This is a genomic window from Psychrobacter sp. SZ93C1 (genome assembly GCF_015864635.1).
In the GTDB taxonomy this organism is placed as follows: Bacteria; Pseudomonadota; Gammaproteobacteria; order Pseudomonadales; family Moraxellaceae; genus Psychrobacter; species Psychrobacter fozii.
The window spans coordinates 212,186-227,622 of the sequence record NZ_JADYWY010000005.1 but is presented as its reverse complement, the minus strand read 5'-3'; the positions used below and the strand labels follow the sequence as shown (position 1 = coordinate 227,622).

The 15,437-nt window shown below is 42.6% G+C and carries 13 protein-coding genes; 7 read left to right on the top strand and 6 right to left on the bottom strand.

Annotation, left to right across the window (positions count from 1 at the left end; all coding sequences use genetic code 11):
• Nucleotide 1: 1 nt before the first annotated feature.
• Together cysG and I6E83_RS08655 are read right to left on the bottom strand one after the other, a co-directional pair.
• Nucleotides 2-1,639, bottom strand: coding sequence for a siroheme synthase CysG (cysG, locus tag I6E83_RS08660; protein ID WP_197101183.1), 1,638 nt, complete (start codon nt 1,637-1,639; stop codon nt 2-4).
• Nucleotides 1,640-1,910: 271 nt separating this feature from the next.
• A complete protein-coding gene (locus I6E83_RS08655) occupies nt 1,911-2,861 on the bottom strand; it encodes an acetyltransferase (protein WP_197101182.1) in 951 nt (316 codons plus the stop codon).
• A gap of 428 nt (nt 2,862-3,289) precedes the next feature.
• Between I6E83_RS08655 and I6E83_RS08650 the strand changes: the two genes are divergently transcribed.
• Nucleotides 3,290-4,102, top strand: coding sequence for a DUF817 family protein (locus I6E83_RS08650; RefSeq protein ID WP_197101180.1), 813 nt, complete (start codon nt 3,290-3,292; stop codon nt 4,100-4,102).
• A 140-nt stretch (nt 4,103-4,242) separates the two neighbouring features.
• On the opposite strand, the gene I6E83_RS08645 is transcribed toward I6E83_RS08650, so the two are convergent.
• From I6E83_RS08645 to I6E83_RS08635, 3 genes are all read right to left on the bottom strand, one after another.
• Nucleotides 4,243-4,881 (bottom strand): phosphoadenosine phosphosulfate reductase family protein, encoded by a 639-nt coding sequence (locus I6E83_RS08645; RefSeq protein WP_197101179.1) that lies wholly within the window; start codon nt 4,879-4,881, stop codon nt 4,243-4,245.
• A 71-nt stretch (nt 4,882-4,952) separates the two neighbouring features.
• Nucleotides 4,953-5,549, bottom strand: coding sequence for a DUF934 domain-containing protein (locus I6E83_RS08640; protein WP_197101178.1), 597 nt, complete (start codon nt 5,547-5,549; stop codon nt 4,953-4,955).
• On the bottom strand, nt 5,542-7,227 hold the full coding sequence (locus I6E83_RS08635; RefSeq protein ID WP_197101176.1) for a nitrite/sulfite reductase: 1,686 nt from the start codon (nt 7,225-7,227) through the stop codon (nt 5,542-5,544). Before I6E83_RS08635 ends, I6E83_RS08640 begins: the two co-directional genes overlap by 8 nt.
• 351 nt (nt 7,228-7,578) lie before the next feature.
• On the opposite strand from I6E83_RS08635, the gene sat reads away from it, so the two are divergent.
• From sat to I6E83_RS08605, 6 genes are all read left to right on the top strand, one after another.
• Nucleotides 7,579-8,832, top strand: coding sequence for a sulfate adenylyltransferase (gene sat / locus I6E83_RS08630; RefSeq protein WP_197101174.1), 1,254 nt, complete (start codon nt 7,579-7,581; stop codon nt 8,830-8,832).
• A 457-nt stretch (nt 8,833-9,289) separates the two neighbouring features.
• On the top strand, nt 9,290-10,375 hold the full coding sequence (locus tag I6E83_RS08625) for a sulfate ABC transporter substrate-binding protein (RefSeq protein WP_197101172.1): 1,086 nt from the start codon (nt 9,290-9,292) through the stop codon (nt 10,373-10,375).
• 250 nt (nt 10,376-10,625) lie between these two features.
• Nucleotides 10,626-11,711: a sulfate ABC transporter substrate-binding protein gene (locus I6E83_RS08620; protein ID WP_197101170.1), complete on the top strand. Its 1,086-nt coding sequence runs from the start codon at nt 10,626-10,628 to the stop codon at nt 11,709-11,711.
• Between the two features lie 210 nt (nt 11,712-11,921).
• Nucleotides 11,922-12,806 (top strand): sulfate ABC transporter permease subunit CysT, encoded by an 885-nt coding sequence (gene cysT, locus I6E83_RS08615; RefSeq protein ID WP_110923496.1) that lies wholly within the window; start codon nt 11,922-11,924, stop codon nt 12,804-12,806.
• A 1-nt stretch (nt 12,807) separates the two neighbouring features.
• The gene (gene cysW, locus I6E83_RS08610; RefSeq protein WP_197101168.1) at nt 12,808-13,752 is read left to right on the top strand and encodes a sulfate ABC transporter permease subunit CysW; all 945 of its coding nucleotides are present in this window, start codon (nt 12,808-12,810) and stop codon (nt 13,750-13,752) included.
• A gap of 161 nt (nt 13,753-13,913) precedes the next feature.
• On the top strand, nt 13,914-14,636 hold the full coding sequence (locus I6E83_RS08605) for a sulfate/molybdate ABC transporter ATP-binding protein (protein ID WP_194196572.1): 723 nt from the start codon (nt 13,914-13,916) through the stop codon (nt 14,634-14,636).
• Between the two features lie 176 nt (nt 14,637-14,812).
• Here I6E83_RS08605 and I6E83_RS08600 read toward each other — a convergent pair whose 3' ends face one another.
• Nucleotides 14,813-15,136 carry an ArsR/SmtB family transcription factor gene (locus I6E83_RS08600; RefSeq protein WP_197101166.1) on the bottom strand — a complete coding sequence of 108 codons (324 nt, stop codon included), beginning with the start codon at nt 15,134-15,136 and terminating at the stop codon, nt 14,813-14,815.
• Between the last annotated feature and the right edge of the window lie 301 nt (nt 15,137-15,437).

Sequence of the window (15,437 nt, the reverse complement as noted above, 5' to 3'; positions counted from 1 at the left end):
ATTAATCAATAATCAGTTGTTCTAAACCTTCCTCTTGCTGCGTAGCCAAACTGGATATCATAGAGAGCGCATGTGCTTGTTGGTCTATCGGTTGTTTTTCTACTTTACCTCTTGACCCTTCGCGCAACCAGTTCTTTGCTAGATCGTCACTGTTTTGATTGTGCTGCTGATTTTGTAAGTTGTACCAAGCCAAATTATCATGCAGGGCGACGACATCTCCCATGATAAGTAGTGCAGGCGTTGGTAGTTGATTTTGCTCCTGTAACTCAACAATATTGGCAAGTGTGCCGGTTAATACTTGCTGATTGGGCATACTGGCATTGGATACGATGGCAATAGGAGTGCTATCAGCTCGTCCGGCATCAATCAAGCCCTCTGTCAAACGAGGCAAAGAGTGCAGACCCATATAAAACACAACCGTCTCATCCGTATTTAAAAAGCTCTTAAAGTTACTGTTTGGTGCGCCAGCCTTTAAAAACCCAGTGACAAAGCGTACGGATTGCGAGTGATCACGATGGGTAAGCGGAATACCTGCGTAGCTGGCCGCTGCATTGGCAGCAGTGATACCTGGCACGACTTGATAAGGGACGCCATGTGCTCGTAAGCTCTCAATCTCTTCACCGCCGCGCCCAAAGATAAATGGATCGCCACCTTTTAGACGAACCACACGGCGACCTTCTTTAGCGCTATTTACCAACAGCTCATTGATACCAAGCTGCGCGACTGCATGATTACTGCGTTTTTTACCGACAAACACTTTGTCCGCATCACGGCGGCACAAATCTAAAACTTGCGGCGAGACCAAGGCATCATAATAGACAATGTCTGCTTGCTGCATTAGGCGTAGCGCTTTGAATGTTAACAATTCTGGATCACCAGGGCCTGCACCGACTATATATACCTCGCCAACTGGCGTGTTCGCTTCAACAGAATTTTCATTGTCGACTATAGGCTCGGCTACCACCGTTGTATGGGTTGGTGATTCATTGGCACTGGCAATATTCGCAGCAGTATTATCTAAATCAGCTTGCAGCTGCGCAGTAGCTTCAACTTCATTACCAGCAAACATGAGCTCACTGACTTTGCCTTCAAAAGCTCGCTCCCAAAACTGGCGACGCCCCGTTAAAGTAGGAATCTTGGATTTTACTTCAGTACGGAACTCGCCTGCCAATTTGGCCAATTTGCCATAGCCTTGTGGAATTAACGTCTCAAGGCGGGCACGTAGTAAACGTGCTAGCACTGGTGCTTTGCCGTTAGATGAGATACCAATCACAATAGGATTTCGATCAACAATGGCTGGGAATATAAAGTCGCACAAATGCGGCGTATCAACCACATTGACTGGAATATTTAGGGCAGTGGCGTCAGCATGGATTTGATGATTCAGCGTTTCGTCATCAGTAGCCGCGATAATGACACGTGCGCCTGACATGTAAGCGTTATTATAATCAGCATAGATGAGCTGATGCTTACTATCGCTTAGCAAGGCTTGTATTTCATCACTAATGACGGGTGCAAGAATGGTAATTGCCGCGCCAGCACGACTCAGTAAATCTGCTTTACGTAGAGCCACATCACCGCCGCCAACGATAAGCACTTTGCGGTCTTCTAATTTAAAAAATAATGGGAAAGTGTTCATAGCATCACCAGCAATTCATTCAATGTAAAATATACCACTATTATGAGGTATCGTGCGCGCCGTCTCACGCAGTGAATTGGCATTAGTATATTCGTTTTTGATATGAGAGGAGTGTTTTTTGATAGGAAAAGGAATAGACAAACCAAAAACATCCATATATAGCAAGGATAGCTGAAGGACAAAATATTATAGCCGAAGCAATATGCTTAAGTGCTCTGGCTATAATAATCATGAAGTGTTCGCAATAGTATATGCAGTCTTATGCTAAAACCTACTCAAACTCACTGAGCATTTTAGTCATACGTGCATCTTTTTGTTGCCAGATATCTTCTAACCAATCAAACATCATCTTTTTCGTGGCTTCATCACGGTCGTAACCACCATCCATAATCGCGGCAAACAGCTCATCAGGTATCTTTAGGCGAGTCACATCGACGCCCAAACGACGGATATTACCTTTCCATAAGTCATCATAGTCAGGAGTACCATCTGGGTACACGATGGTGACATCTAAAATCGAATCTAACTGATCGCCTAACGCATTGATTGCCAATGACAGACCACCAGCCCGCGGTTTTAATAAATGCTGGTAAGGTGAACCTTGTTTGTCATGTTTTTCTTTGGTGAAGCGCGTACCTTCTAGATAATTAAGTAACGCAAAAGGCTTGTCTTTTAATTGGCGACACGCACGCTTGGCTTCGATTAAATTTTGTTTTTTAAGTTCTGGGTTTTTTGCCATCGCTTTAGAAGAAAAGCGCTTCATCATTGGAAAGTCTAAGAAGTAAAAAGCTTGACCGATAACAGGAATATAGATCAAATTAAACTTGGTAAAGAACCGCGTCAAAGGTAATCTATCTTGGCTGATGTATTGCACGATACTGGTGTCAACCCAAGACTGATGGTTGCTCACGAGTAGGTATTGTTTATCCTCGCTCAGATCATCAGGCATATTAATACGCCAGTCTTTATGAGGCAACGCATGATTGATCACAGCGTTATTACTATTAATCCAGTACTTAGTAATCGCAATGAGTGCATCATCGGCATATTTTGACTTGGTTAATACTTTCGCAGCACCCAAAGTCCAAATAGGTAAACCAACGAAGATGCTGTTGGCAGTAAGAACGCTGGCACCAGTCAGAAAAGACGCAGCTTTACCGACAGGAGGCAATTTATCATGGAGCTTTTCGTAGAGTGAGTCATTTTTTTGTATAGAGGGCATAACAAATATCCATATTGATGAGTGCGGTAAAACTATTACCAGTCTTGAGTAACGCGATGCGCGTGATTATCTACAAAGATGGCAATTTCGTTCGTAATTGGGTTTAAAAGGGTTGGCTTAGTGAAGTGATGGCGCACAGCCCTCAAAGGTAAGCCATAGAATAACGTAATGTTATACCATAAGACGTTAAAAAAACGTTATTTATTCAATTGAATGCATTGTAGAGTTGCATTTTCTTATTAGCTTGCATACTAGAAACAGAAGAAGCTATGATACTAAAAAATCCAAGAAGAGTAATACTCCTAGATAAATATAAAACAACAGAAAATTAATTTTCTAGCGTTTGTTTAAAACTTAAGTAATTCGTAATATAGCAATGAATTTTTCACGCGAATTGGTAGTCGACATGATTGTAGTGCTAATTTAAGGTGTTGAATATTATTTTACGTAGCGGTGCGCTGAGTTTGGCGTCTGCGGTATTTGGCATTCTTTTATTATTGGCTTTTGTGCTGACTCATCAAATGAGCTGGTCAATTTCTGGTATCTATCGCTACGATGTGTTGTTGGCATATGCTTTGGTTATTCAGGTTTTCTTAGTTTATTTTAAATTAGAAACGCCACGTGAAGTATGGGTTATTGCTATTTTCCATATTATGGCCATGGCCCTAGAGCTTTTTTTAACCCATCCCAAAATTGGCTCTTGGTATTATCCCGAACAAGCAATTTTTAGAATTGCCAATGTCCCACTTTTCGCTGGTTTTATGTATTCGGCAGTGGGTAGTTTTTTAGCACGTGGCCTAAGGCTATTTAATGCATCCTTTGCTCATTTGCCAAATTTAATATGGGTGAGTTTATTGGTTGTTTCTTCTTATGTTAACTTCTTTACCAAATTTTTTGTACCCGATATTCGCAATGTGCTGTTCATAGCTTCAATAATTTTGTTCTGGAAAACCAGAGTATTCTTTCAAATTAATCACGAAACCAATTTGCAATTACGTGATGCCAAACAATATCAATTACCTTTTTTACCACTACTATTGTTTCTAGCTTTTTTGATTTGGTTAGCAGAAAACATTGCTACTTTTGCAAATATTTGGCGCTATCCGTCACAAGAGACTTTATGGCATATGGTAGGTTGGGGGAAGCTGGGCTCTTGGTATCTGTTGCTGATATTGAGTCTGGTGTTGGTTTTGGCAGTAATGGGAAAAAGAGATGTTAAAGGGAGTTGGCAGTTAATTTAATACTAGGGTGTATCCTCAGTTTGAACAAGAACGACTAAACGAGCAAAAAGTGGCTAGATAATAATTGAATCGGCTATAAAAATTGAAAAGCCCTCTCTTAAATTTAAGAGAGGGCTTTTAACATTCAGAAAACGCTACAATTACAGCTGAGTATGCAAGCCACACTCACGGCTTTCTTCTACTTTCGTTGGATCAAAGTAGTCAAACTCATTTGGTAGGTTATGCTCTTCAAGATACACGTCTAGATCAGCATCTGTTTTTTCAAATAATGGCGCTACTTTTAATACGCCATCTTTTGATAGGCTAAGCACATCAAGACCTTGACGGAATTCTGTTTGATCTTTACGGATAGCATTGAACCACACATCAGGCTTCAATTCATCTAACGCACGGCGGAATGGTTCAAGTTTTACTTGGTCAGTAAACTCATCATGCTGCGGATTATCAATACCAGGAATACCGTTCATGGTCGCATCACGATGCGCAGCGGTTTGCTTAGGGATATAAGTAACGACATTTAGATTGAGGTCACGAATGACTTTATTAGCGAATTGATACGTCGCATCCGTGTTATAGCCTGAATCTACCCATAGTACAGTGATATCTGGACGCTGCTTGGCCACTAAATGTAAAATCGCTGATTCGTAAGGACGAAAGTTAGTAGTAATAATTGGGTTTTTAGCTTGGCTTAATACCCATGAAACGATCTCTTCTGGCGACTTACCGTTTAGCTCTTGGTTGGCTTGATCGATATCTAGGTTTGGGTGTAATTGACTCATGATACATTCCTTACAATGGGATTGGTTTAACAATAAATTTGGTAAAAGTTAAATAAATAATGGGTGGTAAATTAAGCGTTAGCAAACATCGGTAATGCAGCAGCGTTTCGACCATCGTAGCTACTGGCAAGCGCGTTAAATGCTTGACCAATATCAGAAATCGATTGCATGTCATGCTCACTGAGCACAAAGCTATCTGCACCAGAACGTAGCAGGTAAGCGATTTGGTCACGGCCAAACTTGCCAGCCATGCGAATCTCGCCTTCGTAACCCATTTGACGTAATGTCTGTGCAAAACTGAAGCCGCGACCATCGACAAACAACGGCACATGAATGACGATCAAGTCTTGCTGTAATAAAAACTCTGACAAGCCAACCAATACATCCGTATCACTGTCCGATGTCACCCAAACGCCTGTACGGCTGGTATGTTGGGACAACAGCTCACGCACTTGCTGTAATAGTCCGCCAGCAATCTTGCCTGTAGCGTCTAGCAAATCATCAAGTGGCAATAGCACATCTATTTTTTCTGATTTATGCAATAGCTCAAGTAGTGATGTGTGGGTTAGGGCAACGCCTTCTGGCAGTTCATTAGTGGTGAGCGCTAACCACGTATCGGTCTGACTGATATCGATACCATCGCTATTTAATACGTGATGATTACCCATAGACCTTCTCCTTAAAAGGTGCCACGCCAACGCGATTGACCAAGTCACTAAAGGCTTCTACGTCGTTCTCATTGCTCACGCGCTGCTCTAAATAGACGTCCAGTATTTTTTGTAGGGTGATAGCCACATCTTCGGCTGGTACTGCTTTACCCAATATTTTACCGACCTTGGCATCGTTGCTAGAGTTACCGCCAAGGCTGATTTGATACCAATGCTCACCCTTTTTATCAACACCAAGGATACCGATATCACCGGTATGGTGATGAGCACAGGCATTCATGCAGCCAGACATGTTTAGGCGAATTTCACCTAAGTCATAAAGGTAATCGAGATCATCAAACTGCTTCTCGATTTGCTCAGCGATGTTGTGAGTCGTGGCATTGGCGAGTGAGCAATAATCCCAACCTGGGCAAACAATCATATCGGTTAACGTGTTTATGTTGGCGCGTGCTAAATGCAGTTCAGATAGCTGTTGCCATAGCTCATATAGCTGATTGGTTTGCACATCAGAGAATACGAGATTTTGCTGATAGGTACCGCGCAATTCACCAAAGCTATATTTGTCTGATAGATCAGCGAGAGCATCCATTTGTGATTCGCTAACATCACCAGATGGTACGTAGGTTCCGTCGACCAAGCCTGCTTTTAGAGAAATTACGACGGCGCGATAGCCTGCTATTTTATGCGCGACTGTGTTTTGGTTATACCAATCTGCAAAATCTTTATTCGCATTGAGTTGCTGTTGCAAGTCAGATTGTACTTGTAGGGCATCAAAACCAACATAATCAGGCTCACTAAAGAAGCCAATAGCCGTGTCAAAGTTTGCATCGCTCAAGGTCAGTGGACCATCTTTGGTATGGGCTTCCCACTCAGCGTCGACCAATTTAGCAAAGGCAGGACCGCCCATGCTCTCGACCAAGATCTTGATACGCGCTTTGTACTTATTGTCACGGCGACCATGCAGGTTATAAACGCGCAAAATAGCGTCTAAATAGCTAAGCAGATGCTGACGTGGCAAGAACTCGTTAATTACTTTACCAATCACTGGTGTACGGCCAAGACCGCCACCTACCAAGACTTCAAAACCAATCTCACCTGCGTCATTGGTTTTTACATGTAATCCAACATCATGTACTTGCGTCGCCGCGCGGTCATTGGCAGTACCAACGACAGCAATCTTAAATTTACGCGGTAAAAAAGCAAATTCAGGATGAAAGGTAGACCACTGACGGATAATTTCGCAATAAGGGCGTGGATCCGCAATCTCTTCTTGATGAATACCCGCATAAGGATCGGTAGTCGTGTTACGAATACAGTTGCCCGAGGTTTGAATGGCATGCATCTGTACTGATGCAAGCTCCGCCAATATATCTGGCACTTCTTCAAGTTTTGGCCAATTCAACTGGATATTGGTACGGGTCGTGAAATGTCCGTAACCCTTATCGTACTTACGGGTAATCTCTGCCAATTTACGCAGTTGATAGCTGGCTAGTAGGCCGTAAGGAATAGCAATACGTAACATCGGCGCATAACGCTGAATATAAAGACCATTCTGCAAACGCAGTGGCAAAAACTGTTCTTCTGGCAGCTCACCCGCCAAAAACCGTTCGGTTTGGTCGCGAAACTGGGCGACTCGTTCCTCTACTAAGTTTTGGTCAGCGTAGTTATATTGATACATGACGTAATCTCAAATTTGTTTTTAGACTTAAAAGCAGCGACGAAAATGATTTGCGTGTGTAATATATTTTGTTGTCGATCGCAATGTGTACCGTTCAGCTTTACATCATATAAGCTTGTGCTTCAAAACATAAATTCCTTTAAGACATATACATATCCAAACACAGCATAAATTTTCATAACGAAAGTTAGGTAGCCTATGCTTATCAAATTTAACCCCTAAAATTTAATATCTGGTAATGCATGATTTTTACTGACGATCGTTAGCGTCTTATTCATAAAGTTACCTTTTAAGCCATTCACTTGCTGTTATTCAACTCTTTTTTCTATACATTGAGGTTTTAAAATTACTATGACATCTACTATCTCTAATCAAAAGCCATCACAACTCGTTCCTCCACATGGTAGCGATGTACTCAAACCACTATTACTAAATGGTGACGCTCGCAGCGAAGCGCTGACACTTGCCAGCACATTACCGACCATTACCTTAAGCTCTCGTGAGCGCGGTGATTTGATTATGTTCGGTATTGGTGGCTTTACACCACTGAACGGCTTTATGAATCAAGCGGATTGGCAAGGTGTGGTTGACAACATGCGCTTGCAAAGCGGTGACAACGCAGGCCTGTTTTGGCCGATTCCTATTACGTTGTCAGCACCTAAAGCCACTGCAGATAGATTGAGTCAAGGTGACAAAGTCGCATTGGTCGCCCAAGATGGTGAAGTCATGGGCATCTTAACGGTAGAAGAAACCTATACCATCGATAAAGCGCATGAGTGCCAGCAAGTCTTTACGACGACTGATAGCGAGCATCCAGGCGTACAACAAGTCTTGAGTCAAGATGACGTCAATATCGCAGGTAGTGTAGAAGTATTAAGCGAAGGCGAGTTCCCAGCGCTATATCCTGAGATTTATAAAACGCCAGCTGAAACGCGTGAAATATTGGACGCCAAAGGCTGGAAAACAGTTGCGGCATTCCAAACGCGCAACCCAATGCACCGCTCACACGAATATCTTGCCAAGATTGCCATCGAGATTTGTGATGGCGTATTGATTCACTCATTATTGGGCGCATTGAAGCCCGGTGATATCCCAGCAGACGTCCGTCAAGAAGCGATCAAAACTTTGATTGATAATTACTTTAGACAAGACACTGTGATCCAAGCTGGCTATCCGCTAGACATGCGCTATGCAGGCCCACGTGAAGCGTTGTTACATGCGCTATTCCGTCAAAACTATGGCTGTAGCCATCTGATTGTGGGCCGTGACCATGCGGGTGTTGGTGATTATTATGGTGCTTTTGATGCGCAGACCATCTTTGATCACGTGGGTAAAGATGACCTCATTACTCAACCATTGAAAATTGGCTGGACGTTCTGGTGTAACGCTTGTAATGCGATGGCTTCAGACAAAACTTGTCCGCATGACGCCTCTGAGCATGTCAAAGTATCTGGAACAAAACTACGCAAAGCATTATCAGAAGACGAAGTGGTGCCAGAAAACTTTAGTCGCCCAGAAGTGCTGCAAATATTGCGTGATTACTATGCAGGTATCGCAAAAGAAGAACGTGCTGAAGTTAAGTTAACGGGTGCTTCTGCGGTATAGTCAATCCTCTATAATTTGGATACGGTGTCAGGCTCGCTTAGTCTACGACTTGTAGTACTTTCACTCGCCTTCCTTGTATCCAAATTATATTGAACAGACTATATAACAGCATCTGACTGACTACGATATTTAACGATATCCAAAAAGCTGTATTTAAAAAAAGGGATCATACGATTATCGTTTGGTCCCTTTTTTATGAAGTCTTAGTCAGAAAACTTATATCCTTATAGTTTTTTATAAAATTAAGTAAAAACAGACAGTTAAAGGTAATCGAGAAAATTGCTTATGCCAAGTTAACCACTCGATAAGCGAATTCGTCACTAAGAGTCCTGCACACAAACTGCTAGCATATCTTTTATTATCCATAGGGTGATTTTCGAAATACGTCGGGCTGCAATATTAATAATAAAGTGCCCACTATTTTGCCAACGCCCAACCATCTATTAAGAAGAAAATCATGCAATCAGCCATACAATCAAAACTGTCTAATATCACCTTAAAAGTTGGTAGCGTACTGGCCGTTACGGTGCTCATAGCAGGTTGTAACTCTAATGAATCTACATCGCAAGACACTTCGACAGCGGGAGCCTCGCAGGATATTAGCTTATTGAATGTCTCTTATGATGTATCACGCGATTTTTATAAAGACTACAACACTCTATTCAGTGCAAGTTATCAAAAAGAGCATCCAGGTAGCAAAATCAAGGTAAATCAGTCACATGGTGGATCGAGCAAGCAAGCACTTTCTATTGCCAATGGTTTGCAAGCAGATGTGGCAACCTTAAATCAAGAAAGCGATATGAACTTGTTGGTAGAAAAAGGGCTAGTAGCCACTGATTGGAAGCAGGCGTTTCCGAATAATGCGGTGCCTTATACCAGCACAATGGTGCTATTGGTACGTAGCGGTAACCCAAAAAATATCAAGGATTGGTCAGACTTGGCACGCAATGATATCGATGTGGTCATACCAAACCCAAAAACAAGTGGTACAGCGCGTTATGCCTTTTTGGGTGCTTATGGCTACGGTCTGCATCAATTCAAAGAAAACGTGGAAACGCCTACCAAAACCGATGACTTTATCAAAAAACTATTGGCAAACGTGGTCACTTATGACAATGGTGCGCGTGCGGCGACGACCAGCTTTACCCAGCGCGGGTTAGGGGATGTGCTCATTACGACTGAAAATGAAGCACATTTGGCTGCCAAGGAGTTTGCCAAAGGAAAAGTCGATATCGTTTATCCAAGCTACTCTATTGTGATTGCTAATCCAGTGGCGGTCGTCACAGCCGTTACGGATAAGAGCGGTAAAACAGATGCCGCAAGTGCTTACTTACAAGGTCTGTGGGACGTGCCTGCTCAGCAGCTCATGGCAGAGATGTATATGCGCCCTAGTAATGCAGAAGTGCTGGCTGCTCATAGAGACACATTGCCTGAGATTACGACTTTCGAGCCAGTGGCTGTCTTTGGTGCTTGGACGCAGATTATGGATACGTTCTTTGTCGATGGCGGACGATTCGATCAGCTGGCAAGTGTAAAAAAATAACCTGTAAAGCAATCTATAAAATCATGCTTAACTTGCCAGCTGTCAGATAAAAAATACCGTCAATCGTATCCGCTTTTGAGTCTCTATAAATGAGGCTCTTCTAGTAGGATTTTGCCAACTGATTGATAAGTTTAACGTTATGCTCTTGTTATTCCGTTTTGGCAATAACATACGCATATTCATCATTAAACATAATAAGATGGCGCTGTTAGCATACTTGCATTACTTAACAGATATCTTTGAGGGATTTATGACATACGCTGTGCGCTATCAACAAAAAAGTAAAACACTGAACGTCTTAAGTATTGCCGGTGTTGCATTAACTTTAGGTCTGGTCGGCTGTAGCAACAGCGAGCAGACAGATGCAGATGGCACAGCAGCAACAGACACTCAAGATATCGAGTTGTTAAATGTCTCTTATGATGTGGCCCGTGACTTTTATAAAGACTACAACCCATTATTCGTTGAGCATTACAAAGCTGAAAACCCAAACAGTAATATCCTAATCAAACAGTCACATGGTGGCTCAAGCAAACAGGCACTGTCTGTCGCTAACGGTTTACAAGCGGATGTTGCCACCATGAACCAAGGGTCTGATATTGAGCTGCTTGAGAAAAAAGGCTTGGTTGAATCAGATTGGGAAAGCAAGTTCCCTGACAATGCCGTACCTTTTACCAGCACCATCGTATTTTTGGTACGTAAAGGCAATCCAAAAGGCATTAATGATTGGGAAGATTTAACCAAAGACGGTCTTGAGATTGTGATGGCAAACCCGAAAGTGACGGGTAATGGTCGTTATGCATTCTTAGGTGCTTATGGTTATGGTCTGCATGCTTTTAATCAAGATGAAACCAAGGCTAAAGGCTACGTCAAAGACATGCTAAAAAATGTCAAAGTTTATGAGAATGGTGGACGTGCTGCAACGATGACATTCGTTCAGCGTGGTATCGGTGACGTTTTGGTTACTTTTGAAAACGAAGCCAACCTTGCAGCAACTGATTTCGGCGCGGGTCAAGTCGATATCGTTTATCCAAAATACTCGATTAAATCAGAAAGCCCAGTGGCTATTGTCAAATCAGTAACGGATAAGAAAGGCACAACAGACGCAGCAAAAGCTTATTTGGACTATTTATGGAGCGAGCCGGCTCAACAGTTGGCAGCCGATCTCTATCTACGTCCTAGCGTGCAAAGCGTGCTTGATAAAAATGGTGATAAATTACCACCAGTTGAAACGTTCCGTCCGAATGATGCCTTTGGCTCATGGGATGACATCATGGGTACGTACTTCAGCGATGGTGGCGTCTTTGACCAACTGGCCATTAATGCACCACAGTAGCAAATGACTAAGACAAGAATGATCACTGAGTAGCCATTTAGTAAAGGTGATTGCTTTGCTATAAATCAGGTGATGTAGTCATTCATAAGAAATTCCATAAAGGACATGGTCGTACGCACTATGTCCTTTATACCGTAAGCATACTAATAATAAGTTCGATATAACATGGTCTTACGATAAGTACCATCAGTTGGGCAACAGGATATCACTATGAGTGCACCCACATCTTCTACCAGCAAACCCCTTCCTAAGAAAGGTTGGCTGACACGCTTGCGTCAACGCAATGTGCTGCCAGGGTTTGGTCTAAGCATGGGCATTACTGTTTTTAGCTTATCGCTATTGGTGGTGCTGCCGTTTGCCATGATGGCATATACGACCACGCAGATGGGATGGACGGGGTTTTGGGAAACCATTAGCCAACCGCAAGTGACTGCTGCTATCAAGCTGAGCTTATGGATGTCTTTCTTGGCGATGCTCACCAATATGGTGTTCGGTACATTAGTGGCCTGGGTGTTGGTACGTTATGAGTTTTGGGGCAAGTCCTTGATCAATGCCTTGGTTGATTTACCATTTGCCTTACCAACGGCCGTCACTGGTATCTCACTTGCCACGCTTTATGCGCCTAATGGTCTGATGGGGCAGTGGTTTGCCAAATTCGATATTCAGGTAGCCTTTACACCAATAGGTATTTGGTTGGCCTTGGTCGTGGTCAGCTTCCCCTTTATCGTCCGTGCTGTGCAGCCAGTACTCGCTGAGCTATCGGTCGAGTTTGAAGAAGCGGCAGCTGTATTGGGTGCCAATCGTTTCACCACCTTCCGTAAAGTAATCTTGCCAGAGCTGTTACCCGCACTATTAATGGGTGCGGGTATGATGTTTGCCCGTGCAACGGGTGAGTATGGCTCAGTTATTTTTATCGCGGGCAATATTCCAATGCAGTCTGAGATTTTACCGCTGATTATTATCAGTAAGCTTGAGCAGTTTGACATTCAAGGCGCCTCTGCGGTCGCGCTATTTATGTTACTCATCTCATTTGTGATTTTATTAACCATTAATATTGTGCAGTGGAAGCTGTCGCGCCGTGTAGGAGCCCGCTAACATGCAAATATCTAACAGCTACGACTACCAAAGTAACGCGGCAACCAAAGACACGCCATGGATACGCCGTACCTTTATCGGTATCGCTGTGCTATTCATGGTTGTAATGCTAGTGATACCGTTGCTAGCGGTGTTCTATGAAGCCTTTAAAGGTGGCTGGCAGCTATATATCGCATCGCTAGTCGATCCAGAAGCGTTGCAAGCCATTAAGCTGACACTAATTACTGCTGCCATCGTCTTGCCGATTAATATGGTGATGGGCATCGCGATTGCATGGTTGGTCACCCGCTATCAGTTTAAAGGTAAGCAGTTGGTCACCACGTTGCTTGATTTGCCATTTTCAGTGTCACCAGTGGTCGCAGGCTTGATGTTCATATTGCTATTCGGACTCAATTCTACGGTTGGTGGCTGGCTTGAGAGCATGGGTTTCCAAGTGATTTACGCCGTTCCTGGTATTGTCTTGGCGACGTTATTTGTCACGTTCCCTTTTGTGGCACGTGAGCTGATACCGTTGATGCAGACTCAAGGCGACAGTGAAGAGCAGGCGGCATTGACGTTGGGCGCGACTGGTTGGCAGACTTTCTGGCATGTGACCTTGCCAAATATCAAATGGGCACTGTTATATGGCTTGATTTTGACCAATGCGCGGGCGATGGGTGAGTTTGGTGCTGTCAGTGTGGTATCAGGTCACATTCGCGGTGAGACCAATACCATGCCGCTATTGGTTGAGATTGCTTATAACGATTATAACTTTACCGCCGCTTTTGCCTTATCTAGCTTACTTGCTGCATTGGCTCTCGTAACGCTACTTATTCAGCAAGTCATGACGAAGCTACAAGAGCGTAAATTTGCTAAATCTGAGCGACTGGCCAACATACCTGAGCTATCATTGAGTACTGATGAGATAAGCACTGATGAGAATGGCGCAGGCAATAATAAGCAGTAATGTCGTCTAGACCCTCTGCCACGATATAGTTGGTTCAATGTAATTTAGGTATGAAGAAGCCGAGTGACAGTACTACAAATAGTAGACTAAGCGAAACTGACATCGTATCCAATTTATAGAATATGGACCACGCGACAAAAAATATAATAAGAGATACGATTATGAGCATCGAGATTCGCAGCGTTAATAAAAAATTCGGTAATTTTACCGCCTTAGACAATATCAATATCACCGTGCCTACTGGCAAGCTGACCACACTACTAGGGCCTTCAGGCTGTGGTAAAACGACGCTATTGCGTATCATCGCTGGTCTTGAATATGCTGACTCAGGGCAAATATTGTTTGATGAGCTAGATGTGACCAATACGCCTGTGCAAAAACGTCATATTGGCTTCATGTTTCAGCACTATGCCTTATTTCGTCACAAAAACATCGCTGATAATGTCGCGTTTGGTCTGACATTGCTACCAAAGCATGAGCGACCGAGCAAAGCTGACATCAATAAGCGTGTGGCCGAGCTGTTAGAGCTCGTACAGCTGCCACAAATTGCCAATGCCTATCCACATCAACTATCAGGTGGTCAGCGTCAGCGTATTGCACTGGCACGAGCACTCGCGGTCAAGCCAAAACTATTATTGCTTGATGAGCCGTTCGGTGCACTGGATGCCAAGGTTCGAAAAGAGCTACGTACTTGGTTGAAAAATATTCATCATGAGCTAGGTATCACCAGTATCATGGTCACACATGATCAAGAAGAAGCCCGTGCGGTATCGGATGAAATCGTTGTCATGAACCAAGGGCGAGTGGAGCAGGTAGGAACATCAGAAGAGCTGATACACCAGCCAGCCAGTGCCTTTATCAGTGAGTTTTTAGATCTGACATAATTGAATATGGCATAGCCATATTGCTAAAGCCACGTTACTAAAGTCACATTGCTAGAGTTATATTATTACAGCCATATTCTCATGGTCACATTGTTAGCAGACATAAAAAAGACCTATGATAAATAGGTCTTTTTTGCGTTAAACGATGCCTCGGATTTTCTTAATACCAATCACATTTAGCCTGCTTTTGGTAGTGCAACATCATTGGCAGATATTTGCTTATAAGTAATCTCTAAAACCTCTTGGCACCATTCTGGTAAATCATCGGCAACTTCATACCACATCCATGTACCATCACGTACACAGTTCAAAATACCTAATTTTTTCAAATGATTTAAATGACGCGATATCGTTGGTTGAGGTTGATCTAATATTTCTACTAGCTCTCCCACGCAACGTGACTGTTTATTAAAAAGAATTTGAAATATTTTTAAACGCGTTGGATCGGATAGAACTTTAAATAATTCAATTGGTCGTATCGTAAAATTATTATCAGACATAAAATAATCCCTATGGGGTTATTGTTGATAGATGGTCAATATAGCAGTAGTTATCTACAAAATCGATTAAAAAATAAGCTAAATTACAGTTTATCGTAAATTTACTACCATTCATCTATATCATAACATAAATATTTATATTCGCTTACATAGATTAATTACTGCAATATTCTTGCCAAGTTATACCTTTCCTTTAAAAAAACTTCGCTGTCATTAAAATATATCAAATACTATTGAAAATGATAATAGTTATCGTTATTATAGGTCAAGTAGTAAAAATGATTAGTCAGTAGTTATTGAA

What these genes read in the sequence shown, in the direction of transcription:
- I6E83_RS08645 (WP_197101179.1), bottom strand. Translation starts at nt 4,881, where the DNA reads ATGAGTCAATTACACCCAAACCTAGATATCGATCAAGCCAACCAAGAG.
- I6E83_RS08655 (WP_197101182.1), bottom strand. Translation starts at nt 2,861, where the DNA reads ATGCCCTCTATACAAAAAAATGACTCACTCTACGAAAAGCTCCATGAT.
- I6E83_RS08605 (WP_194196572.1), top strand. Translation starts at nt 13,914, where the DNA reads ATGAGCATCGAGATTCGCAGCGTTAATAAAAAATTCGGTAATTTTACC.
- I6E83_RS08620 (WP_197101170.1), top strand. Translation starts at nt 10,626, where the DNA reads ATGACATACGCTGTGCGCTATCAACAAAAAAGTAAAACACTGAACGTC.
- I6E83_RS08635 (WP_197101176.1), bottom strand. Translation starts at nt 7,227, where the DNA reads ATGTATCAATATAACTACGCTGACCAAAACTTAGTAGAGGAACGAGTC.
- sat (WP_197101174.1), top strand. Translation starts at nt 7,579, where the DNA reads ATGACATCTACTATCTCTAATCAAAAGCCATCACAACTCGTTCCTCCA.
- cysW (WP_197101168.1), top strand. Translation starts at nt 12,808, where the DNA reads ATGCAAATATCTAACAGCTACGACTACCAAAGTAACGCGGCAACCAAA.
- I6E83_RS08640 (WP_197101178.1), bottom strand. Translation starts at nt 5,549, where the DNA reads ATGGGTAATCATCACGTATTAAATAGCGATGGTATCGATATCAGTCAG.
- I6E83_RS08600 (WP_197101166.1), bottom strand. Translation starts at nt 15,136, where the DNA reads ATGTCTGATAATAATTTTACGATACGACCAATTGAATTATTTAAAGTT.
- cysG (WP_197101183.1), bottom strand. Translation starts at nt 1,639, where the DNA reads ATGAACACTTTCCCATTATTTTTTAAATTAGAAGACCGCAAAGTGCTT.
- cysT (WP_110923496.1), top strand. Translation starts at nt 11,922, where the DNA reads ATGAGTGCACCCACATCTTCTACCAGCAAACCCCTTCCTAAGAAAGGT.
- I6E83_RS08625 (WP_197101172.1), top strand. Translation starts at nt 9,290, where the DNA reads ATGCAATCAGCCATACAATCAAAACTGTCTAATATCACCTTAAAAGTT.